This is a genomic window from Alicyclobacillus herbarius DSM 13609 (assembly GCF_000430585.1).
In the GTDB taxonomy this organism is placed as follows: Bacteria; Bacillota; Bacilli; order Alicyclobacillales; family Alicyclobacillaceae; genus Alicyclobacillus_G; species Alicyclobacillus_G herbarius.
Map to the genome: position 1 here is coordinate 1 of NZ_AUMH01000017.1, position 25,371 is coordinate 25,371.

At 59.0% G+C, this 25,371-nt stretch carries 25 protein-coding genes and 1 rRNA gene; 25 read left to right on the forward strand and 1 reads right to left on the reverse strand.

Annotation, left to right across the window (positions count from 1 at the left end):
* Positions 1-93 (forward strand): 5S ribosomal RNA (rrf, locus tag H522_RS20625); the annotation flags it as partial.
* 253 nt (positions 94-346) lie between these two features.
* Here rrf and H522_RS19175 read toward each other — a convergent pair.
* A complete protein-coding gene (locus H522_RS19175; RefSeq protein ID WP_051344222.1) occupies positions 347-961 on the reverse strand; it encodes a TetR/AcrR family transcriptional regulator in 615 nt (204 codons plus the stop codon).
* Between the two features lie 385 nt (positions 962-1,346).
* Here H522_RS19175 and H522_RS0112030 point away from each other — a divergent pair, with 385 nt between their 5' ends.
* From H522_RS0112030 to rpoB, 24 genes are all read left to right on the forward strand, one after another.
* Positions 1,347-1,802 carry a CtsR family transcriptional regulator gene (locus H522_RS0112030; RefSeq protein ID WP_035453775.1) on the forward strand — a complete coding sequence of 152 codons (456 nt, stop codon included), beginning with the start codon at positions 1,347-1,349 and terminating at the stop codon, positions 1,800-1,802.
* Positions 1,803-1,820: 18 nt separating this feature from the next.
* Positions 1,821-2,339, forward strand: a complete 519-nt coding sequence (locus H522_RS0112035; RefSeq protein ID WP_026962502.1) for a UvrB/UvrC motif-containing protein — start codon at positions 1,821-1,823, stop codon at positions 2,337-2,339.
* A 4-nt stretch (positions 2,340-2,343) separates the two neighbouring features.
* Positions 2,344-3,420 (forward strand): protein arginine kinase, encoded by a 1,077-nt coding sequence (locus H522_RS0112040; protein ID WP_026962503.1) that lies wholly within the window; start codon positions 2,344-2,346, stop codon positions 3,418-3,420.
* A 1-nt stretch (position 3,421) separates the two neighbouring features.
* A complete protein-coding gene (locus tag H522_RS0112045) occupies positions 3,422-5,845 on the forward strand; it encodes an ATP-dependent Clp protease ATP-binding subunit (RefSeq protein WP_026962504.1) in 2,424 nt (807 codons plus the stop codon).
* Positions 5,846-5,987: 142 nt separating this feature from the next.
* Positions 5,988-7,340, forward strand: a complete 1,353-nt coding sequence (gene radA, locus H522_RS0112050; protein WP_026962505.1) for a DNA repair protein RadA — start codon at positions 5,988-5,990, stop codon at positions 7,338-7,340.
* A 10-nt stretch (positions 7,341-7,350) separates the two neighbouring features.
* Positions 7,351-8,430 (forward strand): DNA integrity scanning diadenylate cyclase DisA, encoded by a 1,080-nt coding sequence (gene disA / locus H522_RS0112055; RefSeq protein WP_026962506.1) that lies wholly within the window; start codon positions 7,351-7,353, stop codon positions 8,428-8,430.
* Between the two features lie 87 nt (positions 8,431-8,517).
* Entirely contained in the window at positions 8,518-9,246 is a 729-nt protein-coding gene (pssA, locus tag H522_RS0112060; protein ID WP_026962507.1) for a CDP-diacylglycerol--serine O-phosphatidyltransferase, read from the forward strand.
* Between the two features lie 375 nt (positions 9,247-9,621).
* Complete coding sequence (locus H522_RS0112065) at positions 9,622-10,716, forward strand: PIN/TRAM domain-containing protein (RefSeq protein WP_026962508.1); 1,095 nt, start codon at positions 9,622-9,624, stop codon at positions 10,714-10,716.
* A gap of 171 nt (positions 10,717-10,887) precedes the next feature.
* Entirely contained in the window at positions 10,888-11,364 is a 477-nt protein-coding gene (gene ispF, locus H522_RS0112070; protein ID WP_026962509.1) for a 2-C-methyl-D-erythritol 2,4-cyclodiphosphate synthase, read from the forward strand.
* 32 nt (positions 11,365-11,396) lie between these two features.
* Positions 11,397-12,842 (forward strand): glutamate--tRNA ligase, encoded by a 1,446-nt coding sequence (gene gltX, locus H522_RS0112075; protein WP_026962510.1) that lies wholly within the window; start codon positions 11,397-11,399, stop codon positions 12,840-12,842.
* A 33-nt stretch (positions 12,843-12,875) separates the two neighbouring features.
* Entirely contained in the window at positions 12,876-14,300 is a 1,425-nt protein-coding gene (gene cysS / locus H522_RS0112080; RefSeq protein ID WP_026962511.1) for a cysteine--tRNA ligase, read from the forward strand.
* Positions 14,300-14,701, forward strand: a complete 402-nt coding sequence (locus H522_RS0112085) for a Mini-ribonuclease 3 (RefSeq protein WP_026962512.1) — start codon at positions 14,300-14,302, stop codon at positions 14,699-14,701. The genes cysS and H522_RS0112085 overlap by 1 nt, the downstream gene beginning before the upstream one ends.
* Positions 14,698-15,438, forward strand: coding sequence for a 23S rRNA (guanosine(2251)-2'-O)-methyltransferase RlmB (gene rlmB, locus H522_RS0112090; RefSeq protein ID WP_035453763.1), 741 nt, complete (start codon positions 14,698-14,700; stop codon positions 15,436-15,438). Before H522_RS0112085 ends, rlmB begins: the two co-directional genes overlap by 4 nt.
* Positions 15,410-15,961, forward strand: coding sequence for an NYN domain-containing protein (locus H522_RS0112095; RefSeq protein WP_026962514.1), 552 nt, complete (start codon positions 15,410-15,412; stop codon positions 15,959-15,961). Before rlmB ends, H522_RS0112095 begins: the two co-directional genes overlap by 29 nt.
* A gap of 76 nt (positions 15,962-16,037) precedes the next feature.
* Positions 16,038-16,688 (forward strand): RNA polymerase sporulation sigma factor SigH, encoded by a 651-nt coding sequence (sigH, locus tag H522_RS0112100; protein WP_026962515.1) that lies wholly within the window; start codon positions 16,038-16,040, stop codon positions 16,686-16,688.
* Positions 16,689-16,812: 124 nt separating this feature from the next.
* On the forward strand, positions 16,813-16,962 hold the full coding sequence (rpmG, locus tag H522_RS0112105) for a 50S ribosomal protein L33 (RefSeq protein ID WP_026962516.1): 150 nt from the start codon (positions 16,813-16,815) through the stop codon (positions 16,960-16,962).
* A gap of 88 nt (positions 16,963-17,050) precedes the next feature.
* Complete coding sequence (gene secE, locus H522_RS0112110; protein WP_245578102.1) at positions 17,051-17,287, forward strand: preprotein translocase subunit SecE; 237 nt, start codon at positions 17,051-17,053, stop codon at positions 17,285-17,287.
* A gap of 88 nt (positions 17,288-17,375) precedes the next feature.
* Positions 17,376-17,921 (forward strand): transcription termination/antitermination protein NusG, encoded by a 546-nt coding sequence (nusG, locus tag H522_RS0112115; protein WP_026962518.1) that lies wholly within the window; start codon positions 17,376-17,378, stop codon positions 17,919-17,921.
* A gap of 243 nt (positions 17,922-18,164) precedes the next feature.
* Positions 18,165-18,593: a 50S ribosomal protein L11 gene (gene rplK, locus H522_RS0112120; RefSeq protein WP_026962519.1), complete on the forward strand. Its 429-nt coding sequence runs from the start codon at positions 18,165-18,167 to the stop codon at positions 18,591-18,593.
* Between the two features lie 85 nt (positions 18,594-18,678).
* The gene (rplA, locus tag H522_RS0112125) at positions 18,679-19,380 is read left to right on the forward strand and encodes a 50S ribosomal protein L1 (RefSeq protein ID WP_026962520.1); all 702 of its coding nucleotides are present in this window, start codon (positions 18,679-18,681) and stop codon (positions 19,378-19,380) included.
* A 441-nt stretch (positions 19,381-19,821) separates the two neighbouring features.
* Positions 19,822-20,331 carry a 50S ribosomal protein L10 gene (gene rplJ / locus H522_RS0112130; RefSeq protein WP_026962521.1) on the forward strand — a complete coding sequence of 170 codons (510 nt, stop codon included), beginning with the start codon at positions 19,822-19,824 and terminating at the stop codon, positions 20,329-20,331.
* A 147-nt stretch (positions 20,332-20,478) separates the two neighbouring features.
* The gene (rplL, locus tag H522_RS0112135; protein ID WP_026962522.1) at positions 20,479-20,850 is read left to right on the forward strand and encodes a 50S ribosomal protein L7/L12; all 372 of its coding nucleotides are present in this window, start codon (positions 20,479-20,481) and stop codon (positions 20,848-20,850) included.
* A 29-nt stretch (positions 20,851-20,879) separates the two neighbouring features.
* Positions 20,880-21,596 (forward strand): class I SAM-dependent methyltransferase, encoded by a 717-nt coding sequence (locus H522_RS0112140; protein WP_245578103.1) that lies wholly within the window; start codon positions 20,880-20,882, stop codon positions 21,594-21,596.
* A gap of 195 nt (positions 21,597-21,791) precedes the next feature.
* Positions 21,792-25,322: a DNA-directed RNA polymerase subunit beta gene (rpoB, locus tag H522_RS0112145; RefSeq protein ID WP_026962524.1), complete on the forward strand. Its 3,531-nt coding sequence runs from the start codon at positions 21,792-21,794 to the stop codon at positions 25,320-25,322.
* The last annotated feature ends 49 nt before the right edge of the window (positions 25,323-25,371 follow it).

Here is a 25,371-nt window from a genome sequence, read left to right on the forward strand (position 1 = left end):
CCACGCGTACCCATACCGAACACGACCGTTAAGCCCTCCAGCGCCGATGATACTTGGAGCGGGAGCTCCTGGGAAAGTAGGACGTTGCCAGGCGAGGGAAGGACACCGAAAGAAAGCACCCTGAGGTGAGCAGGACTCATCTCAGGGTGCTTTTTTTGGTGATGCTGCGGGGCTATTCGGTAGGCTCAATCTCGAAGCCGAAATCCTCAATCATCCCCCAATCGGCCTCGGCCGCCTGTCCTGGTGCGCCTGGTTCAGACGCCGCCCGCCGAGCGTCGCTTAGCGGGCACCCGGCGCCCTAGCGCTGCATGCAAAGCAGCCTCAGACGGCGCCTTTAGCCGCATCCTTAATCAGAGGTCTCTTTCGTGCTCGCCGCACTCTCTCTGCCGCCATCAGCCAGGAGTCCATGCAGGAACAAGTCACCGAACACCTTGGTGATTTCCTTCGCGTCGAGCGCACCTTCTGGACGGTACCAGCGATACACCCAGTTGCATGCGCCGAGCAGCGCCAACGCCGTAATCTTGGGCTCCTCGACGGTAAATTCGCCGCTCTCCTTCCCGTCAATCAAAATCTGCGTCCACAAATTGAGATAACGGTCCGTCAAGTCCTGAATCACCCGATGTTGCGGTTCTCCAAGCGAGAACGCTTCCCGCAGCAATACCGTCGTGGTCTGCAAATTTGAGATGGAAACCGTAAGATGGTTTTCGATGGCTTGAACGAGTTTTTCACGCGCGGACATCTCCGAGTGTAGAACTTGCTCAAGCCGTTGGTTAAAGTCGGTAATCGCCTGGTGCGCGATTTGCAACAACAGGTCCTCTTTCGAATGAATATAATGGTATAAACTGCCCTTTTGCAGTCCGACTTCGTCCGCGATGTCCTGGACCGAAGTGGCGTGGTACCCTTTCTGCTCAAACAACTTTACAGCCGCAAGCGCAATCTCTTTTTGTTTATTTGAAGCCACCGAAGGACCAACCTTTCTTCCGTGATTCAACAAACGACTTGCAAAAAAGTGTAGCGCCAAAATCCCAGAGGGTCAACGACCGGTTGGTCGGCCGGGAAGCGTCGTGCCTGATCGCAAATTTCATGGTTTGACACGGTCGGAAAGCGGGCAACCTAAAATGTGTTTAGTTTTTTTCACCACGGGTTGCAATTCTCAGTGCAAGCGATATAATAAGGTCAAGGTTAGTCAAAGTCAATGAAGGACAAAGTCAAACGACGTTTATCCGGGTCGGCGTTCATCGATCGGATCATCGAGACGTTCATCGGAACGTCATCCAGGTCTTCGGTGTCGATCCGCTCGTTTGACCGAGTGACCCGAAGCGAGGGGGAGTTCATTGGCTGGGAGCATGTCTGACTACATCGAGCAGCACCTCAAGCGGATTTTGGAACAAAGTCCGTCTGGGGTGATTGAGTTGCAGCGAAGTGAATTGGCTGAGCTTTTCGAGTGCGTACCATCGCAGATCAACTACGTCATCAGTACTCGTTTTTCGGCGGAGCAAGGCTATATCGTCGAGTCCAAGCGGGGCGGCGGCGGATACATTCGCATTCGCCGCGTACGGTTCGGGGGTGACCAGCCGTTGGTCCACGCCGCGCGGACGGTCGGCGACAGCCTGTCCCAGCGGGAGGCGGAGGGCCTCATCCAACGGTTGCAGCAGGAAGGGCTACTCAGTGCGCGCGAAGCCGCAGTGTTTAAAGCAGCCGTCAGTCGGGACGCACTGTATGTCGATCTCCCCTATCGAGATCAACTGCGCGCCCGTTTGATGGTCCGCATGCTGCTCGCGCTGGCGGTCGAAAGCGAGTGATTCAGGGAGGGGACAGCGGTGCTCTGTCAACGTTGTCAACAGCGGCCGGCAAGTGTTCAGTTTACCAAGATTGTCAACGGACAAAAGAGCGTTCAGCACTTATGCGAACAATGTGCTCGTGAGCAGGGCAACTTCTTCGCAGCACCGATGCAGGCGCTCGATTTCAATCACCTGCTCAGCGGGCTCTTGAACATGGAGTCGTCGCCAGGTTATGCGCCGGTTCAGGTCCAGGCTCGCTGCAGCAACTGCGGCATGACCTATCAGCAGTTCACCAAAGTCGGCCGCTTGGGCTGCCCAACGTGCTACGAGAGTTTCGCCGCCCGGTTGGAGCCGTTATTGAAGAGGATTCAAAACGGGACCGAGCACATTGGCAAGATTCCTATCCACGCCGGGAAACAGGTGCAGCTGCGAAAGAACCTCGAACGCCTGCGCCAGCAGTTGAAGCAAGCGGTCGCGTTCGAGCACTTTGAGGAAGCCGCCCGGCTTCGCGACGAAATTCGCAGCCTCGAGCAGCAACTGGAATCGAATCGGGGGTGAGCCGATGTCTCTGAGCGATTTTCTCCGCAACGCCACCAGTCGGTGGATGAAAGACGGGGGGCCGGAAGACGACATTGTCGTCACCAGCCGTGTGCGCATCGCTCGGAATCTCGAGGGTGTGCCGTTTCCAATACTCCAGACGGACAGTCACGCCAATCAGGTGATTGAAACCGTGCGCCAGGCGATGCAGGCCCCGGAGTTTCAAGCCCTAGGCAAGTTTGACCTGCTGCGGTGCTCCGACACCTCGGCGCTCGATCGCCAGGTACTGGTTGAGAAACACCTCATCAGCAAGGACCTGGCGGCCGCCGAACGGCACGGTGCCGTCGCCCTGCGTGAGGATGAACTCGTTAGCATCATGCTGAATGAGGAGGATCACCTCCGTATCCAGTGCATTCTCCCAGGGCTGCGCCTACAGGAGGCGTGGGACCTCGCGAACAAAGTGGATGACGCTCTGGAAAGCCACATCGTCTACGCGTTTGACGAACGGCTCGGGTACCTGACGGCCTGCCCGACCAATGTCGGTACGGGCATCCGGGCCTCGGTCATGATGCACGTCCCCGGTCTTGTCCTGACCGGCCAGGTAGAGCGCATGCTGGGCGCCGTGTCCCATGTCGGGTTGACCGTCCGGGGAATTTACGGAGAAGGCACCGACTCGGCAGGAAACCTGTTCCAGGTGTCGAATCAAGTGACACTTGGCGAATCCGAACAGGAAATCATTCAGAACCTGAGCAGTGTTGTACAGCAGTTAATCGACCATGAACGATCCGCCCGCCGCTATCTCCTCTCGGAGATGCGCGAAGGCCTGGAGGACCGGGTTTGCCGCTCGTTTGGCATTCTTGCCTACGCGCGGCGGATGGACTCCAAGGAATCCCTGCAGCGACTGTCGGACGTACGTCTTGGGATTGACTTAGGCATCATCAAGGGCGTCTCGGCGGGCATCCTCAAAGAATTGATGGTCATGACTCAGCCGGCGTTCTTGCAGAAATATTATAATGAAGAGCTTTCACCCGCTGAACGAGACATCCGGCGTGCCGCATTGATTCGTGAACGACTCAGAATGGATGATATGGAGGTGCGTTGACATGTACGCTCGTTTTACCGAGAGAGCCCAAAAGGTGTTGGCTTTGGCACAGGAAGAGGCGGCTCGTCTGCGTCACCCGGGAGTCGGCACAGAGCACATCCTGCTCGGCCTGGTCCGGGAAGGCGAGGGCATCGCCGCGAAGGCGTTGGCGAGCCTCGGCGTCAGCGCGGACAAGGTGCAGGCGGAGGTGGAGAAGATTATCGGGCCTGGGCAGAGCCAGGTTGGCCCAATGACCTATACGCCGCGTGCGAAGAAAGTGATTGAACTGTCGATTGACGAAGCGCGCAAACTGAACCATACGTACGTCGGAACGGAGCACATCCTCCTTGGTCTCATCCGCGAAGGCGAGGGCGTGGCGGCCCGCGTACTGGGCAACCTGGGCGTCAGTTTGAACAAGGCCCGCCAGCAGGTCCTGCAGCTGTTGGGTGGGGATGTGGTTGACGGCGGTCCGGATAAGGAGGCCGCCGGCACGCCGACGCTGGACAGCTTGGCTCGCGACCTGACGCAGATGGCGCGGGACGGCAAGCTCGATCCGGTCATCGGACGCAACCAGGAGATTGAACGGGTCATTCAGGTGCTCTCTCGGCGGACGAAGAACAACCCGGTGCTGATTGGGGAACCGGGTGTCGGGAAAACGGCCATCGCCGAAGGGTTGGCTGAGCGCATCATTGCCGGCGAGATCCCAGAGACCTTGCGCAACAAGCGAGTCATGGTACTCGACATGGGCACGGTGGTCGCCGGCACCAAGTACCGCGGCGAGTTTGAGGACCGATTGAAGAAGATTATGGAAGAGATCCGCCAGGCGGGCAACGTCATTCTGTTTATCGACGAGCTGCATACCTTGATTGGCGCCGGCGGGGCGGAAGGCGCGATTGACGCTTCCAACATCCTCAAGCCGGCCTTGGCCCGCGGTGAGCTACAGTGCATCGGCGCCACTACGCTTGACGAATATCGCAAGCACATTGAGAAGGACGCCGCGTTGGAACGTCGCTTCCAGCCGATTATGGTCGACCAGCCGACCCCGGAAGAGGCGGTGCAAATCCTGCACGGCCTGCGCGACAGGTACGAGGCGCACCACCGCGTTAAGATTACCGATGAGGCCTTGGAGGCGGCCGTCAAGCTGTCTGACCGGTACATTACCGACCGGTTCCTGCCGGACAAGGCGATTGACCTCATTGACGAAGCCGCATCCCGCGTGCGCCTGCGCACCCGCACTGCACCGCCGAACTTGAAAGAGCTTGAACAACGGTTAGAGCGCGTGCGCAGCGAAAAAGACGCGGCGGTCCAGAGCCAGGAATTCGAAAAGGCTGCGGCCTTGCGCGACCAGGAGCAGAAACTCAAGCAAGAACTGGAGGAGCGCAAGGAAGAGTGGAAACGGCAGCAAAACGATAACGACGTCAAAGTGACCGCGGAGGATATCGCCTACATCGTGTCGTCGTGGACAGGCATTCCGGTCAAGCAGCTGGCCCAGGAAGAATCAGAACGCCTGATGAATCTGGAGCAAATCCTGCACGACCGGGTTATCGGCCAAGACGAAGCGGTGACCGCTGTGGCCCGCGCCATCCGACGCGCCCGGGCCGGGCTCAAAGACCCCAAGCGGCCCATCGGATCGTTCATCTTCCTCGGCCCCACCGGCGTGGGCAAGACCGAGCTGGCGCGCGCCTTGGCGGAGGCGATGTTCGGCGATGAAGACGCGATGATCCGCATTGACATGTCGGAGTTTATGGAGCGCCATTCGACCGCGCGGCTGGTCGGCGCGCCTCCCGGATATGTGGGTTATGAGGAGGGCGGCCAACTGACCGAAAAAGTCCGGCGCAAACCGTACTCGGTGGTTCTGCTCGACGAAGTTGAAAAGGCACACCCGGAGGTGTTCAACATCCTCCTGCAGGTGCTTGACGACGGCCGACTGACGGATGGTAAGGGGCGCACCGTGGATTTCCGTAACACGGTCATCATCATGACCTCCAACGTCGGCGCCGAGATGATTCGCAAAGGCGGCACGCTCGGCTTTAAGCCGGACACGGCGCACGAGTACCAGGGCATGAAAGACAAGGTGATGGACGAGCTCAAGCGCACCTTCCGGCCAGAGTTCCTCAACCGGATTGACGAAATCATCGTCTTCCATCCGCTAGATGAAGCGCAGATTTCGCGCATTGTCGACCTGATGGTGCGCGACCTGCAGAAGCGTCTGCAGGAGCAGGAGATTGAATTCACCTTGACCGACGCGGCGAAACAGTTCTTGGCCAAAGAAGGGTTCGATCCGCAGTACGGCGCGCGTCCGCTCAAGCGTGCGATTCAGCGCCACATTGAGGATAAGCTGTCCGAGGCGCTGCTCAGCGGCGAGGTCAAGCGGGGAGACAAGGTCCGTCTGGACGTGGAGGACGGAGCGCTCAAGGTGGAACCGGCGCTGGCCGAAACGACCTGATGAAATAGTCGTTTCGCTGAGTCCGTAGCGGTAGCATGATTCCGTCGCGGCGGGGAGAAATCCCCGCCGTTTGCATGTACAAGATTTGATACTTCATCGGCCCTCGCTTGCGGTATGATGAGTACGTATGGGGGCGGTGCCGGTGGCAAAAGTCAAGAGCCGTTATGTATGTCAAGCATGTGGATACGAGACCGTAAAGTGGTTTGGCCACTGCCCGGGTTGCGGCGAGTGGAATACCGCCACGGAGGAGAAGCCGCCTGTAAGGCCAGAACGCCGGTCATGGATAACGGGAGGCAGTGGCGTCTGTCCGCTCGTCTCCGTACCGGCGATGGAGAGTCACCGCGTGGCGAGTGGCATCAAGGAGCTGGACCGGGTGCTCGGGGGCGGCGTGGTGGCCGGATCGCTCATCCTGGTTGGCGGAGATCCGGGAATCGGCAAATCAACGTTGCTGCTCCAGGTTTCACAACAGGTGGCGAAAACCGGCGATGTCCTGTATGTATCAGGTGAGGAGTCGGTGCAGCAGATTAAGCTCAGGGCGGAGCGCCTGGGAACACTGAATGAGCACCTGTACGTCCTGGGGGAGACAGAGATGGAGCGGGCGCTGGCCGTCGTCGACGAGGTCAAGCCCCAGTTCGTTATCATCGACTCGATTCAGACGGTCTATTCGTCGGCGCTCTCCTCGGCGCCAGGCAGCGTCTCCCAGATCCGTGAGTGCACCGGGATGCTGCTTGAGGTGGCCAAGCGCCGGAACATTGCGACCTTCATCGTCGGGCACGTGACCAAAGAGGGCAATCTGGCCGGGCCCCGGGTGCTCGAACATATGGTTGACGCGGTGCTTTACTTTGAAGGGGAACGGCATCATACTTATAGAATATTGAGGGCAGTAAAGAACCGGTTTGGATCGACCAACGAGCTAGCGATTTTCGATATGAAAGAAGATGGGCTGCGGGAGGTCGCCAACCCTTCCGAGCTGTTTTTATCGGAACGCGGTCACCACGCACCTGGATCAGCCGTGACGGCTGCGATGGAAGGGTCACGCCCTTTGTTGGTGGAGGTTCAGGCGCTGATTGCGCCGTCCGGTTTTGCGAACCCGCGCCGGATGGTGACGGGAGCCGACTATAACCGGATGTGTCTCATCCTGGCGGTGCTGGAACGGCGGTTAGGGTTGCGTTTGCAAAACGCGGATGCTTATGTCAACATCGCAGGCGGGGTGAAAGTCGACGAGCCGGCCGTGGATCTGGGCCTGGCGTTGGCCTTGGTCTCGAGCTACCATGACCGGGCTTTGCCCAAAGACGACGTGTACATTGGTGAAGTGGGCTTGACGGGCGAAGTCCGCTCCGTCGGCCGTTTGGAGCAGCGTATCCGGGAGGCGGATAAGCTGGGCTTCGGTCGGTGTTTGGTCCCGGCGCGCAGCATGCGTGGCTTGAAATTGAATCTAAACATCGAGGTTGTTCCAGTAGAGTCGCTGCATGACGCGATGCAGCAGGTGATGTAGGGGTGTCGGAATGCGGGACGAGAGCAAGCGGGAAGTAACCTTCAACAAGACGCTGCGAATGGTGGCGCCTGGAACCGTACTGCGGGAAGGGATGGAAAATATCCTCCGGGCGAATACGGGCGCTTTGATTGTGGTTGGCGCCACGGAAATGGTTCTTAGCCTGATGGACGGCGGCTTTTCCATCCAGTGTGACTTGACGCCCTCGAATCTATACGAGCTGGCCAAAATGGATGGGGCCATCATTGTCAGTGAAGACCTGAAGAAGATCCATTATGCAAACACGAATCTCAACCCCGACCATAAACTGCCGACGTCGGAAACCGGGACGCGCCACCGAACGGCGGAACGGGTCGCGCGGCAAACCGGGCAGTTGGTCATATGTATCTCCCAGCGTCGAAACGTAATCACATTATATCAGGGCAACTTCAAATACGCCTTGAAAGACATCGGGGTCATCCTGACAAAAGCAAATCAGGCCATGCAAACCCTGGAGAAGTATAAGGCCGTCCTGGATCAAGCTCTGACCAACCTTAGCGCGTTGGAATTCGAGGAACTCGTCACCCTACAGGAAGTGACCACGGTCCTGCAGCGGGTTGAACTGGTCCTGCGCATCAAGGCGGAGATTCGCCGATACATCACAGAACTGGGGAGCGAAGGCCGGCTCATCAGCATGCAATTGGAGGAATTGGTATCCCGGGTCGATGAAGAAGCGTATCTGCTGGTGAAGGACTATATGGCCCCTGGACAGGAACGTACGCCGCACCAAATTTTGTCCGACATTCACGCCCTGGACTCGGAGCAGTTGCTGGACGGACTGGTGTTGGCGCGGATTCTGGGCTATCACAACGTGACCAACATCAGTGACGAGCCACTGTCATCCAGAGGTTACCGGATTTTGAATAAGATTTCGCGCTTGCCCCAGCCCATCATTGAGAATCTGGTGGAACACTTTACATCACTGAGCAACATCCTTTCGGCCAGCATCGAAGACCTCGATCAAGTCGAAGGGATTGGCGCGGTACGGGCGCGCACGACCCGCGAGGGGCTGAAACGAATCCAAGAGCAGGTCTTTATAGACCGCCATATCTGAGTACAAGGAAGTGCAGGTCAGGAAGCACAAGCCCGTAAATAGAAGTTGGGCCAGGTGATGGGGCGGATTGTCCAAGGAGGGTGTTCATTGTTCATTAAAGCCATCCCAAGTCTGCTGACCGTGGGAAATTTAATTATCGGGTTTCTGGCCATCGTCAGCGCGTTCCAAGGTCGTACGGCTGAAGCGGCTCTCCTTGTCATCGCGGGCATGATTCTGGACGGCCTGGATGGACGCGCCGCACGGTGGCTGCACGCGGAGAGCGCGTTTGGGAAAGAACTGGACTCATTATCGGATATTATTACCTTTGGCGTCGCCCCGTCCCTCATTATGTATCAGGAGGTGCTGCACGCCTTAGGGTGGGCGGGCACCCTGCTGGCGGTTTTGTTCCCGGTTTGCGGCGCCCTGCGTTTGGCGCGCTTTAACATCCAAACCCGATCCACGAACTATTTTGTCGGTCTCCCAATTACTGCGGCGGGCGGGATTTTGGCGACGATGGCTCTGTATGGGGATTTAATCCGTTACTCTCAGGTGGCTTTGCCGATTGGGATGTTGATTTTGGCGCTGCTCATGGTTAGCCGCGCTCGTTACCCGAATTTCAAGAAGGTGGCCTTTCCACGCTCGGCGATTGTCGGTGTACCGCTGCTGGTTGTCTGTGTATACCTGTTGTTTCGCTATCATTACGCCGGGCTGAACCGGCTGATTTTTGTGCCACTGGCATTGTACGCGGTGTATGGATTCAGCCGCGCCATACGGCGACGGTTGCGGCGCGCCCGGCATGATGCGGAGATGAAGCCGTATAAACCTGGAGTAAAGTAAGTCGATGAAAGTGGCTCAATGAAAGTGGCTCGACAGTCCTTCTGGAAAGGCCCCTAGAAAAAGGCCCCGGTCTGCGATAACCCGCAGACACGGGGCTTTTGACGCACCTGGCAGGGGGTGTTACACTAAGGGCATCACCCCAATATTTTGCAGGGATTTGGCCTTATTTTGGACTTATTGTTCGTTTTGTTATCCTTTTTCTTCCGCTATCACGCAAAGCCGCCCGGATTTTGAGAACGGTTCAAGGATGTTCGGATATGGTCAGAGGTATACGGGGGTTATTGGGATGCAAAACTTTTTCGTATGCCGACTCATTCGGAGCGGTTTGACCATCCGAATTTTGCCCATACTCGTATTAGGAGGTGAATCATTCGTATGTTGAAGAGATTTGTCCATCTGTTTTTTGCCGTGATTGGGGTGGTCCTCGGGTATACGTTTGCCCCGGACTTATTCACAGAAGTCTTCCATTTGTCTTCCAGGCTCTTTACCTCTCGCCTGTTCGGTGCGGCTTTAGGCGGTGCGATTTTCGTTTTGACGACAACCTGGCTGGTCAATTACTTGACCGCCCTCATTCGTTGGCTGGAAGACAAGTTGCAAAAAACACCGTTGGCGGATATCATCGGCGGCACCATTGGCATGGTTATCGGCCTGCTCGTGACGTACCTGTTTGCTCCGGCGCTGCGCACGATTCCTTTGGTGGGTCTGCCGATACAGTTTTTTGTCACGCTGCTATTGGCCTACATCGGCTTGCGCATCGGTTTCACCAAGCGAGAAGAACTGGTGGGGTTATTCGCCGGAAAGCTGTCCCATCGGGAGAAAGACAAAGACAAGGAACGGGATAAGAAAACTGGCTTCCGTCCGGGCGAAGCAAAACTGCTCGATACCAGTGTCATTATCGACGGGCGGATCGCCGACTTGGTGGAGACCGGTTTTCTGGACGGGGTCCTGGTGATTCCGTCGTTCGTCCTGGAGGAATTGCAGCATATCGCCGACTCCTCCGACGTTCTCAAGCGCAACCGCGGTCGCCGCGGGTTGGACGTACTGGGCCGTATCCAAAAAGACTCCAAGGTCCGCGTCCAGGTCATGGAAATAGACTTTGACGACATCCAAGAGGTCGACAGCAAGCTGGTGCGGCTGGCCAAACAGATTCAAGGCAAAGTCGTCACGAATGATTTCAACTTGAACAAGGTTTGTGAGTTGCAGGGCGTCCACGTCTTAAACATCAACGACCTAGCCAACGCACTCAAACCGATTGTGTTGCCGGGCGAGGAGCTGAACGTCCAGGTCATCAAAGATGGCAAAGAACACAACCAGGGTGTCGCCTATCTGGATGACGGCACGATGATTGTGATTGAGGGTGGCCGCGAGTACATCGGTGGCCGCGTGGAAGTGCTGGTTACCAGCGTGCTGCAAACCTCAGCGGGGCGGATGATTTTTGCCAAACCGAAGCTGCTGGAAAAAGCTTTATGAAACGGGGCCAGGGCGTATAACGCGGGTTTCCTGAGCCTGGCGGAGTCAGCCGCGCGATGTTGGTGCGAAACCAGCGATATGGTATATAATGAGTAGAGTACGCGATGAGCGATGTGTTACGGGACCGGCGCTGTCTGTGCCGGTCCTTTCGTAGGATGAGGGGGATTTCGGGTGCGAATCGGTCTGGGCTTTGACGTGCATCCGCTGGTGGAAGGGCGGCCGCTCGTCCTCGGCGGCGTGACCATCCCGTTTGAACGCGGACTGGATGGCCACTCCGACGCGGATGTGGTGCTGCATGCGGTGATGGACGCGATGCTGGGGGCTTTGGCGTTAGGGGATATTGGCCAGCACTTTCCGAATACGGACAGCCGGTATCGCGGCGCGGATAGCCGCGCACTGGCGCGCCAGGTGTATCAGTTGGTACAAGCGCGTGGCTACCGACTGGGCAACCTCGATGTGATGGTGCTGTGTGAGCGGCCCAAGCTGGCGCCCCACATTCCGCAGATGCGCCAGGGGATGGCGGAGCTGTACCAGGCGCGGGTGGAACAAATCAGCGTCAAGGCGACGACGGCAGAACGTTTGGGTTTTATTGGCCGTGAGGAGGGTATTGGGGCGCAGGCTGTGGTTTTATTGACGGCAGCGGAATAAAGTCTACGATACGGCGGGAGAGATGGGACACAATGAGCATCCGTGTGCGTTTTGCACCAAGCCCAACCGGGCACCTACATATCGGCGGGGTCAGGACCGCCTTGTTCAATTGGTTGTTTGCCCGTCACCATGGCGGAAAGTTCATTCTGCGCATAGAAGATACTGATTTGGAGCGCCACGTGGAGGGGGCCGAGGCGGAGATGCTCGCCGGCTTTCGCTGGCTGGGCATGGAATGGGATGAGGGCCCAGACATCGGCGGTCCTAAGGGGCCCTACCGATGTACCGAGCGGCTGCCTCGTTATGAGGCTGCGCTGAAGCGGCTGGTAGAAGCCGGCCTGGCTTACCCTTGCTTCTGCACGGCCGAAGAACTAGAGGCCGAACGGGACGCCGCCTTGCGCAAGGGCGTTGCTCCCCGTTACAGTGGCCGCTGCCGACACTTAAGTGAAAGTGAGCGCCAAGCGCGCCTGGCGGCTGGCGTTCCACACACCTGGAGATTGGCCGTGGTACCCGGACAGACCCTGACCGTATCGGACCAAGTTCGCGGCCGGATCGAGTTTAAGAGCGATGATTTGGGGGACTTCGTCATCGTCAAAACGAACGGGATACCGACCTACAACTTCCAAGTGGTGGTCGACGACGCCCAGATGGAGATTACCCATGTCATTCGTGGCGAGGAACACCTGTCCAACACCCCGCGGCAGCTGTTGGTTTATCAAGCCCTGGGCTACCCGGTCCCCGTCTTCGCGCATCTGCCGCAGGTTTTGAACGAGCAAAAAAAGAAGCTGAGTAAGCGCGATCCGAACGTACAACCGGTGGACGCCTACCGGCAGCAGGGCTACCTGCCAGAAGCGTTGGTCAACTTCCTGGCGCTCTTGGGCTGGTCGCCGGGAGATGAAACGGAGATCCTTTCCCTGTCCGAACTCTGCCAGCGCTTTGACCTCGACCGGGTCGGCGTCAGCGGGGCCGTGTTTGACCCGCAAAAGCTACACTGGATGGCCAACCAATACTTTAAATCCGCCGACCTGGCGCGCGTGGTCGATTTGGTGGCGGACAGACTATCGCAGCGTGGTGTGGCGCTGCCCGAAGGCTGCGGCCGCGATTGGTTGGCGGGCGTGGTGGAACTGTATCAGGAGCAGTTAGCCTGTGCGGACGAGTTTGTCGATTTGGCAGCCGGGTTTTTCACCTCTCGGGTGACGCTCGACGACGAAGCGAAAGAGGTGTTGGCGGATTTAAAGGCGCGGGACGTGGTGCGCCGCTATCTGGAGCTGGTGGAAGCCGATGCCGAGCCGTGGACCGTCGAGGCAAGCAAGGCTCGCTTCCGTCGCATCCAGCAGGAACTGGGTGTGCGCGGGCGCGGACTGTATATGCCGGTGCGGGCGGCGTTGACCGGAACTGTGCACGGTCCAGACCTGCAAAAGACGATTGCTCTTTTGCCGCGCGGTTGGGTGCAGACACGATTAGCCAACGCATTGGGATAAAACGGATGTGTGGGAGTGGGAGGAGGTTATCACGTGGCGATTTGGCTCTACAACAGCCTGACGCGGACAAAGGAGAGGCTGGAGACCTTAGAACCTGGGAAGGTACGGTTCTATGCCTGCGGTCCGACGGTATACAACCTGTTCCACATTGGCAACGCGCGGATGTTTGTTGTCTTTGACATGATTCGCCGCTACCTGGAATACCGCGGTTATGAGGTGCGATACGTTCAGAACTTCACCGATGTGGACGACCGCATCATTGGACGCGCCAATGAATTGGGCATTGGGGTGCGCGAGGTGGCCGACACGTACATCCAGGCGTACTTTGAAGACGCCGACCGGCTTGGGATTCGGCGCGCCAATGTACACCCGAGGGTGACCGAGTGCATCCCCGAGATCATCCGCTTCATTGAGGACCTCATCGCGAACGGCCACGCCTATGTCGTCGGCGGGGATGTCTACTTCGACACTTCGTCTTTCCCTGAGTACGGGAAACTGTCACACCAGTCGATTGATGAGATGCAGGCCGGGTTTCGCATCGAGGTCAACGAACAGAAGCGCAATCCGGCAGACTTCGCCCTTTGGAAGGCGGCCAAACCGCATGAGGAGTTTTGGCAGAGCCCGTGGGGGCCGGGGCGTCCCGGGTGGCACATTGAGTGCTCGGTGATGAACTTCATCTATCTCGGGGAGCAGATAGACATCCACGCGGGCGGCCGGGACTTGATCTTCCCCCATCATGAGAACGAGATCGCCCAGAGCGAGGCGCACAATCACAAACCGTTTGCCCGCTACTGGCTGCACAACGGGACGCTCAACATCAATGGCGAGAAGATGTCCAAATCGACCGGCAACTTCATTATGACGCGGGACCTGCTGGAAAAGCGGCCTGCCTTGGCGATTCGATTCTTCTTGTTGTCGGCCCAGTACCGTCATCCACTCAATTACACCGAAGAAGCGATGGACCAGGCAGAACAGGCGCTCGATCGCATTCGTCGCTGCCTGCGCAACCTCGACCACCGCGAACAGGGCCTGGCTGAGCTGCCTCAGTACCTGGCCGCCAATCTGCCGGACGATGAGGACGAGGTCGCGGGGGCTGCGGACGCCGTGCGCAGCCAGTTCATTCAGGCGATGGATGACGATTTCAACTCGGCGGACGGCATTGCGGCCATCTTTGAGGGTGTGCGGGAAGCCAATCTGTACCTGGAGAAAGACCTGGTTTCTGCGGCGGGGATTCGTCGCTGGCGGGCGGTCCTACTGGAGCTGCTCGATGTCCTTGGCCTTCGGCCCGAGGAGACGCCGGACCTCCTGGAGGCGGACATCGCGGCTTTGCTTGAGGAACGGCGGGAAGCGCGGGCGCGCCGCGACTTTGCTCGAGCCGACGCGATTCGCGACGAACTGGCGGCCCAGGGTATCGTCATAGAGGACACTCCGCAAGGGACACGGTGGTATCGCCAGTGATGACCGAGGTTCCGTGGCGCGACCTCTCGCCGTTGGCCCTGGCCTATCTGGGGGATGCTGTGTGGGAGTTGGTGGTGCGTCGGCACGTGATTGCCCGTGGCAATCGCCGCCCGGATGACCTGCACAAGGCGGCCACCAGTTATGTCCGTGCCGATACCCAAGCCCGCCTGGCGAACGCCCTGTGGGCGGAGTTGACCGAACCGGAGCAGTCGATGCTACGCCGCGGGCGGAATGCAAAGGCAGGACACGTGCGCAAAAGCACCGATGTCGTATCGTATCGCTACAGCACCGGCTTTGAGAGCCTGATTGGCTATTTGTATGCCAGCGGCCAGGAGGGACGCCTGGCCGCCCTTTGCACGCGCGCCTTGGCGCTGGTGGACGAATGGGAGGTTCAATCATGACGACGGACAAGCCAGCCAACGTGGTCGCCGGCCGACACCCGGTGCTCGAGGCACTCAAGGCGGGACGACCGATTTCCCGGATTGTGGTGGCCGAAGGCGCAGAGGGCGGCAGCCTTCAGGAAATCCTCAGGCGTGCCCGGGAAGCGGGTGTCGTCGTGCAACGGGCGCCGCGGCACAGCTTGGCCCGCGTCGGCGGCGCTGGCCACCAGGGCATCATCGCCTACGTGGCCGCCCACGCCTACGCGGAGTTGGACGAGGTGTTGGCCGTGGAGCGCGGGCAGGCGCCGCTTTTGGTCCTGCTCGATGAAGTGGTCGATCCGCACAACCTAGGGGCCGTGATTCGCACTGCGGACGCGACCGGGGTGCAGGGGGTTGTGGTGCCCAAACGCCGTTCTGCGCCACTTTCCGAGGTGGTTGCCAAGGCGGCGGCCGGGGCGCTCGAGTATGTCCCTGTCGCGCGTGTCAGTAACTTGGTCCAAACCATGGAGCGCCTCAAACAGGCCGGATATTGGCTGGTCGGTACGGATGCCCGCGCCGAGGCGCTGTATACGGAGGTGGACTACACGGGGCCCATCGCAGTTGTCATTGGGGCCGAAGGCAAGGGGCTCAGTCGGCTGGTGAAGGAGCACTGTGATTACTTGGTGCGTCTGCCGATGCAAGGCCACGTGCAGAGCCTGAACGCGTCGGTGGCGGCGGGGGTGCTCCTGTATGAAATCGTCCGGCAGCGCCAAGGGTAAAGCCCGCGGCGGGCGCCACAGCGCGTGCTTGATTGTTGACGGCTACAACATCCTCGCCCGCCAGGCAGAGCGGCGTTTGACGGCCATTCCGCACCTCGAGGCGAAACGGGATGACCTCGTGGCCGCCCTGTCGGAGTATGGGGCCTTTTCAGGTCAGCAGGTCATCGTGGTGTTTGACGCCGGTCGCACCCCGGAAAAAGAAGCGGACGAACAGCGGCGTTGGGTGCGGATCATTTACACCGCCCCCGGGGAGACAGCGGACGGGCGGATTGAGCGGCTGGTTTACGAGCTTAAGGACAAGTTTCACCAGATTACCGTGGCCACCTCCGATGCGGCAGAGCAGCAGGTCGCCTTTGGTGGGGGTGCGCTGCGCATCAGTGCGGGGGAGCTGATTCGCCGCTTACAAGACGCGCGATCGCGGATTGAGCGTGCCACCGGGCAGATGCAATCGACGCAGCCGCGGCTGCACGAGGCGCTGAGCAGCGAGGTCGCAAAAAAACTAGAAGATTGGCGGCGGCAATGAGATCTAGCGTTGATTCTGTGAGATTACATAATGTATAATGTCCACACATCCAGAGCTGGATTCGGGGTGATTCGTTTTGCCTACGCAGGCGTCTACAGGGCCGCGTGAGCGATATGAAGACATGACCGACGAGGAGTTGGTCGCGGCCGTGCACCAAGGGGACGACGAAGCCCTGGAATTCCTCATCCACAGGTACCGCAATTTTGTACGCGCCAAGGCCCGTTCCTATTTCCTCATCGGTGCCGACCGGGAAGACATCGTTCAGGAAGGCATGATTGGGCTGTTCAAATCCGTCCGGGACTTTCGTGAAGACAAACTGACCTCGTTTAAGGCATTCGCCGAGTTGTGTGTGACGCGTCAAATTATCACCGCTATTAAAACGGCTACGAGGCAGAAGCATATTCCTTTGAATTCCTATGTCTCTCTTGACAAGCCCATTTACGACGAGGATTCAGACCGGACACTGCTTGACGTCCTCTCCACCGTCCGCGTGGCGGATCCGGAAGACATGGTCATTCACCAGGAAGAGTTTGACGCGATTGAGGTCACCATGTCGGAGCTTTTAAGCGACCTTGAACGCAAGGTCCTGATGTTGTACCTGGATGGGCGCTCCTATCAGGAGATTGCCGTAGACTTGGATAGACACGTCAAATCGATTGATAATGCGCTGCAACGAGTGAAGCGCAAGCTGGAAAAGTACCTGGCCTACCGCAACGTTTATGCATAGCCCAACCTCTCGTTATGTTGACACTGTGCCTCCCCTGTGATAATGTAATTAAAGTCTGCGCAGGTGCACGTCTGCCCTATGGCGGTGCGTCCTGGTAACGTGTCGGCGAGGGAGGTGCCCCAGAATGCGTGTCGTCATCACCATGGCTTGCACCGACTGCAAGCAACGCAATTATACGACGGTGAAGAACAAAAAGAACGATCCGGACCGGCTTGAGCTCCGGAAGTTTTGTCCATACTGCAAAAGTCACACGGTGCATCGTGAGACTCGCTGAGCGCCTGATTCTGCGCGTACGGCCTCTGAACCCGCCGGGCGACGCGGGGCAGGGGCAAGCAGTATGTCGGCGAAGAGAGGTCTGACAGGTGGCGGAACATCACGTTAGTCCGGAAAACGAAATTCAACCCAAGCCGCGCCGGACGGGCGTCATCACGTTCTTTTCCGAAGCGGTAACGGAATTGAAACGGGTGCGCTGGCCGGGGCGGCGCGAGGTTGTTGGGTATACGGCTGCCGCGCTGGCGACCTGTCTGGTGATGGGGCTCTTGGTCTGGCTGTTTGACGTTCTTATCGGCTGGGCGGCGTCCCGCGTCGGCATCCTCTAAGAAGAGGGCGTTGGTAGCTGAGTCCCGATGCCGTCCGAACGAGCGGAAACGACTTGGGATAGGGGGTGCGGGGCGTTCCGCCCTCGCCATGGAGAATCTCGAGAAGCAGTGGTACGTAATTCATACCTACTCGGGTTATGAGAACAAGGTGAAAAACAACCTGGAGAGTCGCGTCCAGACGATGGGCATGGAAGATAAAATCTTCCGCATCGTCGTTCCGACCGAGGATGAGCTGGAGATTAAGAACGGCAAGCGGCGGGTGGTGCAGCGCAAGGTGTTTCCAGGGTACGTCTTGGTCGAGATGATTATGACCGACGACTCCTGGTACGTGGTGCGCAATACCCCGGGCGTCACAGGGTTCGTCGGATCCGCTGGCGGCGGATCAAAACCGGTGCCGCTGCTGCCGTCCGAAGTCAACGCCATCCTGGCCCAAATGGGCGCCGAGGAGGTCAAGCCGCGCGTCGATTACGAGATCGGCGAAGCGGTACGAATTATACACGGGCCGTTTGCGGACCTGGTGGGCACTGTGGAAGAGATTAACCTGGACCAGGAGAAGTTGCGGGTGCTCGTATCCATGTTTGGGCGCGATACCCCTCTGGAGCTGGACTTCACCCAGGTCGAGAAGCTCGTCTGACGACAGACACACGGACGTACTGAAGGTGTATTGTAGGTGAGAGACTAGGCTCGCGCCTGGCTGGGCTGGGACGAGCCTGTTCTCTGGCTGCGGCATGCGCGTAGACGCTGTTGCGGCTGTTGCTGTGGACCTCTTTCCCTGAGCCCGTCGTACCGCCTTGCGGAGGCGGGCGGTCTGGGCCGGGTCCACGTGGGAGGGCGTACGCCCGTATGACCACAGCTTGTGGCAAAGGAGGTGGACAGGTTGCCGAAGAAGATTATCAAGGTTGTCAAGCTGCAGATTCCTGCAGGCAAAGCCACTCCGGCGCCGCCGGTGGGTCCGGCTCTTGGTCAGGCCCAGGTCGGCAACATTATGGGATTTTGTAAAGAATTCAACGCGCGTACTGCGGATCAGGTGGGTCTGGTTATCCCGGTCGTGCTGTACGTGTATGAAGACCGCTCTTACACGTTCGAACTCAAGACGCCCCCTGCAGCCGTGCTGCTGAAGAAGGCCGCGGGGATTGAGTCCGGATCGTCAGAGCCGAATAAGAAGAAGGTTGCGACCATCAAGCGCGCCAAGGTGCGCGAGATTGCGGAGCAGAAGATGCCGGACCTCAATGCGGCTTCCGTGGAGGCGGCCATGCGGATGGTCGAAGGCACGGCTCGCAGCATGGGGATTGTGATTGAAGACTAACCCTGCGTGTCCGGATAACTGCGAATCACGAATCAGGGTCCCTTGTGGGAGGTCTTGCACCGCAAAACCACATGGAGGTGAAATTGTGGCTCGGAAATCGAAACGTTTCCAGGAAGCTGTGCAGCGTGTGGACCGTACGAAAGAGTACGAACCCCGCGAAGCGATTGAGCTGTTGAAGCAGGTCGCCACAGCGAAGTTTGACGAGACGGTGGAAGCTGCCGTCCGGCTCGGGGTTGACCCGAAGAAGCAGGACCAGCAGATCCGTGGCGCGGTCGTGCTGCCGCACGGCACGGGCAAAACGGCGCGTGTGCTGGTGTTCGCCAAGGGAGACAAGGCGAAGGAGGCGCAGGCGGCGGGCGCCGATTTTGTCGGTGACGACGACTTGATTCAGAAGGTGGCACAGGGCTGGATGGACTTTGATGTAGTGGTGGCCACGCCCGACATGATGGGCTCAGTGGGTCGCCTCGGACGCATCCTCGGTCCGAAAGGCCTGATGCCGAACCCGAAGACCGGTACGGTTACGTTTGAAGTCGCCCGCGCGGTCGAAGAAATCAAGGCCGGTAAGATTGAATACCGTCTTGACAAGGCCGGCAACATCCATGTCCCGATTGGTAAGGTCTCGTTTGATGTGGATGCCTTGCTTGGCAACCTGCGGACGTTGGTCGACGCGCTGCAGAAGGCGAAGCCGGCGGCAGCGAAAGGCCAGTACTTCCGCAACCTGTCCATCTCCAGCACGATGGGCCCGGGCATCCGGGTGAACGTGCAGCGGTTGGTGGCGGCGGAATAAGGCGTATCTACGTGTCCAAGACTCGCCGGGCGCCGAGGGTTGACCGCTCGGCGTCCAGCGGTTAAGATGGAACGTGCCAAATGAATACCGGATGAACCGTAGACAGTAGGTCCAACCACTGGACAATGGAGGACGGAGGTCTTCCGCCTACCGAGGTTCGCGATTCGTCGTCTCCGATTGGGAGAATCGCGCCCCGCGTCTGCGGAGGCGCGTTTTTTATGCGGCGATTGCGTATGGCGATGCGTCGGTTCATCCCAATTGAAAAAGAGGGTGTCCGGAAAGGGGTCAGGTAAGACCCAAGCAGTGCAAGGAAGCTAGCCCAAAATGCGATCCGAGCGTACGTTTTTCGGTACGTGAGGGAGCATTTTGGGCGCTGACGAAGCAATGCGCCGGGGAGTTCTGACCCCTTTCCGGACATGCAGAAAAAGGGAGGTGGGTTTCGTGACCACAGTACGCGAGGAGAAAGAAAAGCTGGTGCAAGAGATTGCCGACAAGTTCAGCCGCAGCAAAGCTGTGATTGTGGCGGACTATCGCGGACTGAACGTGGCGGAGTCGAACGAGCTGCGCAAGCAGCTGCGCGAGGCGGGCGTCGAATTCAAGGTTCTCAAGAACACGATGACCCGGCGTGCGGCCGAAAAAGCGGAGGTTCCTGGTCTGCAGGAGTTCTTCGTCGGTCCGTCGGCTCTGGCCTTCGGCTATGACGATCCAGTCGCGCCCGCGAAGGTCCTGCACGAATTTGCCCGCTCGCACAAAGCCCTGGAGCTGAAGGGCGGACTCGTGGAGGGTCGCGTCATTACGGCGAAGGAAGTCGAAGGTTTGGCCAGCCTGCCGTCCCGCGAAGGCTTGCTGTCGATGCTGCTTAGCGTCATGCAGGCGCCGGTGCGCAACCTGGCGTACGCCATCAAGCAGGTGGCGGAGCAGCAGGGCGGCGAAGCGGCGGCTGCGGAGTAAGGAGAGTTCGATGGTTCCTGCGGCACTCCGCGCAGCACGGGTGGCGTGAAGGTCTGACCGATACGCTCTTATCACCATGTTGTGCAAGCGTGCAGCGTGAAATCTGCGGCGTGAATGCTGCAAGAAGAATACAGGGAGGCGTAAAACGTGACGAAAGAGGAATTCATTGAAGCCCTGAAGGGCATGACGGTTTTAGAGTTAAACGATTTGGTCAAGGCTATTGAGGAAGAATTTGGCGTGACCGCCGCTGCTCCGGTCGCCGTCGTAGGCGGTGCCGCTGCGGGCGGTGGCGAAGAGGCTGCCGAGCAGACCGAATTCGACGTCATCCTGGCCAGCGCGGGCGCTTCCAAAATCGGCGTCATCAAGGTTGTCCGCGAGATTACCGGCCTCGGCCTGAAAGAGGCCAAAGAGCTGGTTGACAACGCGCCGAAACCGATTAAGGAGAAGGTCTCGAAAGAGGACGCCGAGGCCATGAAGGCCAAGTTGGAAGAGGCGGGCGCGACGGTCGAAATCAAGTAAGACCGCGACGCCCGGCATGGGCATGGCGAGTGGTGTGGTGGGCGTCGGCCGGACAACCGGCGGCGCCCACTTGTAGTCTGGGCCGCGTGGCGGTGGTTGTGGAACGGTTGCCGGAAACGGCTGTGACTCACTTTGACTGGAGGCGCGACATGAGCGAGCATTACTTCTCCACCCAGCCCACGAGCGAGCGCCAGCGGCGGACCGTTTCGGTCCGGGCTCGGGGGATTGCGGCCGAGCTGGTCACCGACCGGGGCGTGTTTTCCAAGCGTGGCCTGGATTACGGAACGCGTGTCTTGGTGGAGACGGCGCGGTTGCCCGAACAGGGACAGATGGTCGACCTGGGTTGTGGCTACGGGGCGGTGTCGGCGATACTCGCTCGCGCTTATCCGGATACCCGCTGGCTGCTGTTGGATGTCAATCAACGGGCGTTGGAATTAGCCAGCCTGAACCTTGCGTTTGCCCGCGGGCGGGTGGACATCCGAGCCAGCGACGGCTTTGCTGGAGCTCCGGAAGTATTGGCCGACGCGGTGCTTTTGAATCCGCCCATTCGTGCCGGAAAGGCGACGGTCTACCGTTTATTCCGAGAATCGTTCGACCACCTCATCGCCGGCGGTCGGTTCTGGGTTGTGATACAGAAGAAGCAGGGGGCTGACAGTGCGCGTGCAGAGCTGGCGCGCGTCTTCCCGGAGGTGGAGACGGTGGAGCGTTCCGGCGGCTATCACGTCATTTGCTGTACGAAGCATTGACATCGCTATTCGACTATGATAAAGTCTTTTAATGCAAATTCTATCGTGTGGACGGGGGATGTATGACCATCAAACGTGTCGACGATAGATGAAGATAGTTGAATACCGGATGGACGAAAAATGTGGTTCACAGCAACCTCATTTTATTTTTGTATTGTCTAGGGCATGTTGAAATCGGCATGAGAGGTGACGGCTTTGCGAGGACACATGGTCAAGTATGGGTGGCGCGAACGTCGGTCGTACGCCCGTATTCACGAGGTCTTGGATCTGCCGAATCTGATTGAGATTCAACAGAAGTCCTACCAGTGGTTCCTTGAAGAAGGGCTACGCGAAATGTTCGCCGACATCTCGCCCATTCAGGACTTTACCGGCAATCTCGTGCTGGAGTTTATCGACTACAGCCTCGGCGAGCCTAAGTATGACGTAGAAGAGTCCAAGGAACGGGATGTCACGTACGCTGCGCCGTTGCGGGTGAAGGTGCGCCTGCTGAACAAAGAGACCGGCGAGGTCAAAGAGCAGGAGGTCTTCATGGGTGACTTCCCGCTGATGACCGAGACCGGAACGTTCATTATCAATGGCGCTGAGCGTGTCATCGTCAGTCAGCTTGTCCGTTCTCCCAGTGTTTATTTTAACAGCAAAATCGATAAAAACGGCAAGCAGACCTTTGCGGCCACTGTGATTCCAAACCGCGGCGCTTGGCTCGAGTTCGAGACGGACGCCAAGGACATCGTGTATGTTCGCATTGACCGCACCCGTAAGCTGCCGATTACCGTACTCCTGCGCGCCTTGGGTCTCGGGACGGATCAAGAGATCATCAACTTCCTTGGGGAAGACGAGTACCTGCGCAACACCCTGGACAAAGACACCACCGATTCGACCGAGCGCGCGTTGATTGAGATTTATGAACGTCTGCGCCCGGGCGAGCCGCCCACGATTGAAAATGCGCGTGCGCTCCTCGCCTCTCGCTTTTTCGATCCGAAGCGGTACGACCTGGCCAACGTTGGTCGCTACAAGATGAATAAGAAGCTGCACATCAAGAACCGCTTGCTCAACCAGCGCTTGGCGGAGACCTTGGTTGATGCGGATACGAATGAAATCGTTGCTGAGGCGGGGCAAATCCTCGACCGGCGCACGCTTGACAAGCTCCTGCCGCGACTGACGGGCAACGTCGGGCGGCTGCGTCTGCGGGCCACGCCGGAGTTGACCGACGAAGAGGAAATTCCGGTGCAGATGGTGAAAATCTTTGCCCCCAATGAGGATGGCCGGATTCTGCACGTGGTCGGCAACGGGGACATTCCGAAGACGGTGAAACACATCACCCCGGCGGACATCCTTTCGGCCGTCAGCTACTTCTTCAACCTGTTGCACGGGGTGGGCACGACCGACGACATCGACCACCTCGGCAACCGCCGCCTGCGTTCCGTCGGCGAGCTGCTGCAAAACCAGTTCCGCATCGGCCTGTCGCGTATGGAACGTGTGGTGCGCGAGCGGATGTCGATTCAGGATGCCAGCGCCATCACGCCGCAGGCGCTGATCAACATCCGGCCGGTGATTGCGGCTATTAAAGAGTTTTTCGGTTCCAGCCAGCTCTCGCAGTTCATGGACCAGACCAACCCGCTGGCCGAGTTAACACACAAGCGTCGTCTGTCGGCATTGGGTCCGGGCGGCCTGACGCGTGAGCGAGCGGGCTTTGAAGTGCGTGACGTGCACTATTCGCACTACGGCCGCATGTGTCCGATTGAGACGCCGGAAGGTCCGAATATCGGCCTGATCAACTCGCTGTCCACGTACGCCAGGATCAACGAGTACGGGTTTATTGAAACCCCCTATCGACGGGTCGATCCGGACACCGGTGTGGTAACGGACCAGATTGACTATCTGACGGCGGACGAGGAAGAGAACTACATCATCGCCCAGGCCAACGCTCCGTTGACCGAGGATGGGCGCTTTGCCTCGGATGAAGTGGTGGCGCGCTTCCGCGAGGACGTCATCACGGTTCCCTGGCAGCGGGTCGACTACATGGACGTCTCGCCGAAGCAGGTGGTTTCGGTAGCGACGGCGCTAATTCCGTTCCTCGAGAACGATGACGCCAACCGTGCGTTGATGGGTTCGAACATGCAACGCCAGGCGGTGCCGCTGCTTGTGACGGAGGCGCCTTTGGTCGGCACGGGCATGGAGCATCAGGCGGCCAAAGACTCGGGCGTCTGCGTCGTGGCCAAGCGCGGCGGCGTGGTCGAGCGCGTAACGGCGCGCGAGATCTGGGTGCGCACTGAACATGTGGTGGACGGCAAGACGGTCACTGGGGATTTGGATAAATACAAGCTGCTCAAGTATACACGTTCCAACCAGAACACGTGCATCAACCAGCGCCCGATTGTCCGGGAAGGCCAGCGGGTGCAGGCGGGGGATATCCTGGCTGACGGTCCGGCGACGGAAAATGGGGAACTCGCTCTCGGCCGCAACGTCCTGGTCGCGTTTATGACCTGGGAAGGGTACAACTACGAAGACGCGATTCTCCTCTCCGAGAAGGTAGCCAAAGAGGACATCTACACCTCGATTCACATTGAGGAGTACGAGTTGGAGGCGCGCGACACCAAGCTTGGACCGGAGGAAATCACCCGCGACATTCCGAACGTGGGTGAGGACGCGCTGAAGAACCTTGACGAGCGCGGCATCATCCGGATTGGCGCGGAGATTCAGGCGGGCGACATCCTGGTCGGCAAGGTGACGCCCAAAGGCGTGACCGAACTGACGGCGGAGGAGCGTCTGCTGCACGCCATTTTCGGCGAGAAAGCGCGGGAGGTGCGCGACACCTCGCTGCGTGTGCCGCACGGCGGCGCCGGCATTGTGGTGGACGTGAAAGTGTTCACGCGCGAGAACGGGGACGAACTGCCCGCCGGCGTCAATCAGCTGGTGCGCGTCTACATCGCCCAGAAGCGCAAGATCTCCGAGGGCGACAAGATGGCTGGCCGGCACGGAAACAAAGGTGTTGTGGCCCGCATCCTGCCGGAGGAAGACATGCCGTTTCTCGAGGACGGAACGCCGGTCGAGATTGTTCTCAATCCGCTGGGCGTGCCATCGCGCATGAACATCGGCCAGGTGCTGGAGACTCACCTGGGCATGGCGGCCAAGGCGCTGGGCGTACACATCGCGACGCCGGTATTCGACGGGGCGACGGCAGAGGACGTGTTCGACACGTTGGAGGAGGCTGGTTTTCCCCGCGACGGCAAACAGGTCTTGTACGACGGGCGTACGGGTGAACCGTTCGACAACCGCGTGACGGTGGGCTATGTATACATGCTCAAGCTGGCGCACCTGGTCGACGACAAGATTCACGCTCGGTCCACTGGGCCGTACTCCCTGGTCACCCAGCAGCCGTTGGGTGGCAAGGCGCAGTTTGGCGGCCAGCGCTTTGGCGAGATGGAGGTGTGGGCGCTCGAGGCCTACGGTGCTGCCTACACCCTGCAGGAGATTCTCACCGTCAAGTCGGACGACGTGGTCGGCCGCGTCAAGACCTACGAGGCGATTGTCAAGGGCGAGAACGTGCCAGAGCCGGGTGTGCCTGAGTCCTTCAAGGTGTTGATTAAGGAGCTGCAGAGCCTCGGGATGGACGTGAAGATCCTCAGCGAGGATGAGCAGGAGATTGTCATCCGGGAGAGCGACGAAGACGACGATGCGGGTGAGAAATTGAATCTCAACCTTGAGGTGCGCGAAGTCGGAGACTGACATACCGGGTACGCTGACGCCCCTCGAGGGGGGGCGGCGTGCTGGCGCA

What these genes read in the sequence shown, in the direction of transcription:
- H522_RS0112030 (WP_035453775.1), top strand. Translation starts at nt 1,347, where the DNA reads ATGTCTGACTACATCGAGCAGCACCTCAAGCGGATTTTGGAACAAAGT.
- H522_RS0112040 (WP_026962503.1), top strand. Translation starts at nt 2,344, where the DNA reads ATGTCTCTGAGCGATTTTCTCCGCAACGCCACCAGTCGGTGGATGAAA.
- H522_RS0112045 (WP_026962504.1), top strand. Translation starts at nt 3,422, where the DNA reads ATGTACGCTCGTTTTACCGAGAGAGCCCAAAAGGTGTTGGCTTTGGCA.
- disA (WP_026962506.1), top strand. Translation starts at nt 7,351, where the DNA reads ATGCGGGACGAGAGCAAGCGGGAAGTAACCTTCAACAAGACGCTGCGA.
- H522_RS0112065 (WP_026962508.1), top strand. Translation starts at nt 9,622, where the DNA reads ATGTTGAAGAGATTTGTCCATCTGTTTTTTGCCGTGATTGGGGTGGTC.
- gltX (WP_026962510.1), top strand. Translation starts at nt 11,397, where the DNA reads ATGAGCATCCGTGTGCGTTTTGCACCAAGCCCAACCGGGCACCTACAT.
- H522_RS0112085 (WP_026962512.1), top strand. Translation starts at nt 14,300, where the DNA reads ATGACCGAGGTTCCGTGGCGCGACCTCTCGCCGTTGGCCCTGGCCTAT.
- rlmB (WP_035453763.1), top strand. Translation starts at nt 14,698, where the DNA reads ATGACGACGGACAAGCCAGCCAACGTGGTCGCCGGCCGACACCCGGTG.
- H522_RS0112095 (WP_026962514.1), top strand. Translation starts at nt 15,410, where the DNA reads ATGAAATCGTCCGGCAGCGCCAAGGGTAAAGCCCGCGGCGGGCGCCAC.
- rpmG (WP_026962516.1), top strand. Translation starts at nt 16,813, where the DNA reads ATGCGTGTCGTCATCACCATGGCTTGCACCGACTGCAAGCAACGCAAT.
- nusG (WP_026962518.1), top strand. Translation starts at nt 17,376, where the DNA reads ATGGAGAATCTCGAGAAGCAGTGGTACGTAATTCATACCTACTCGGGT.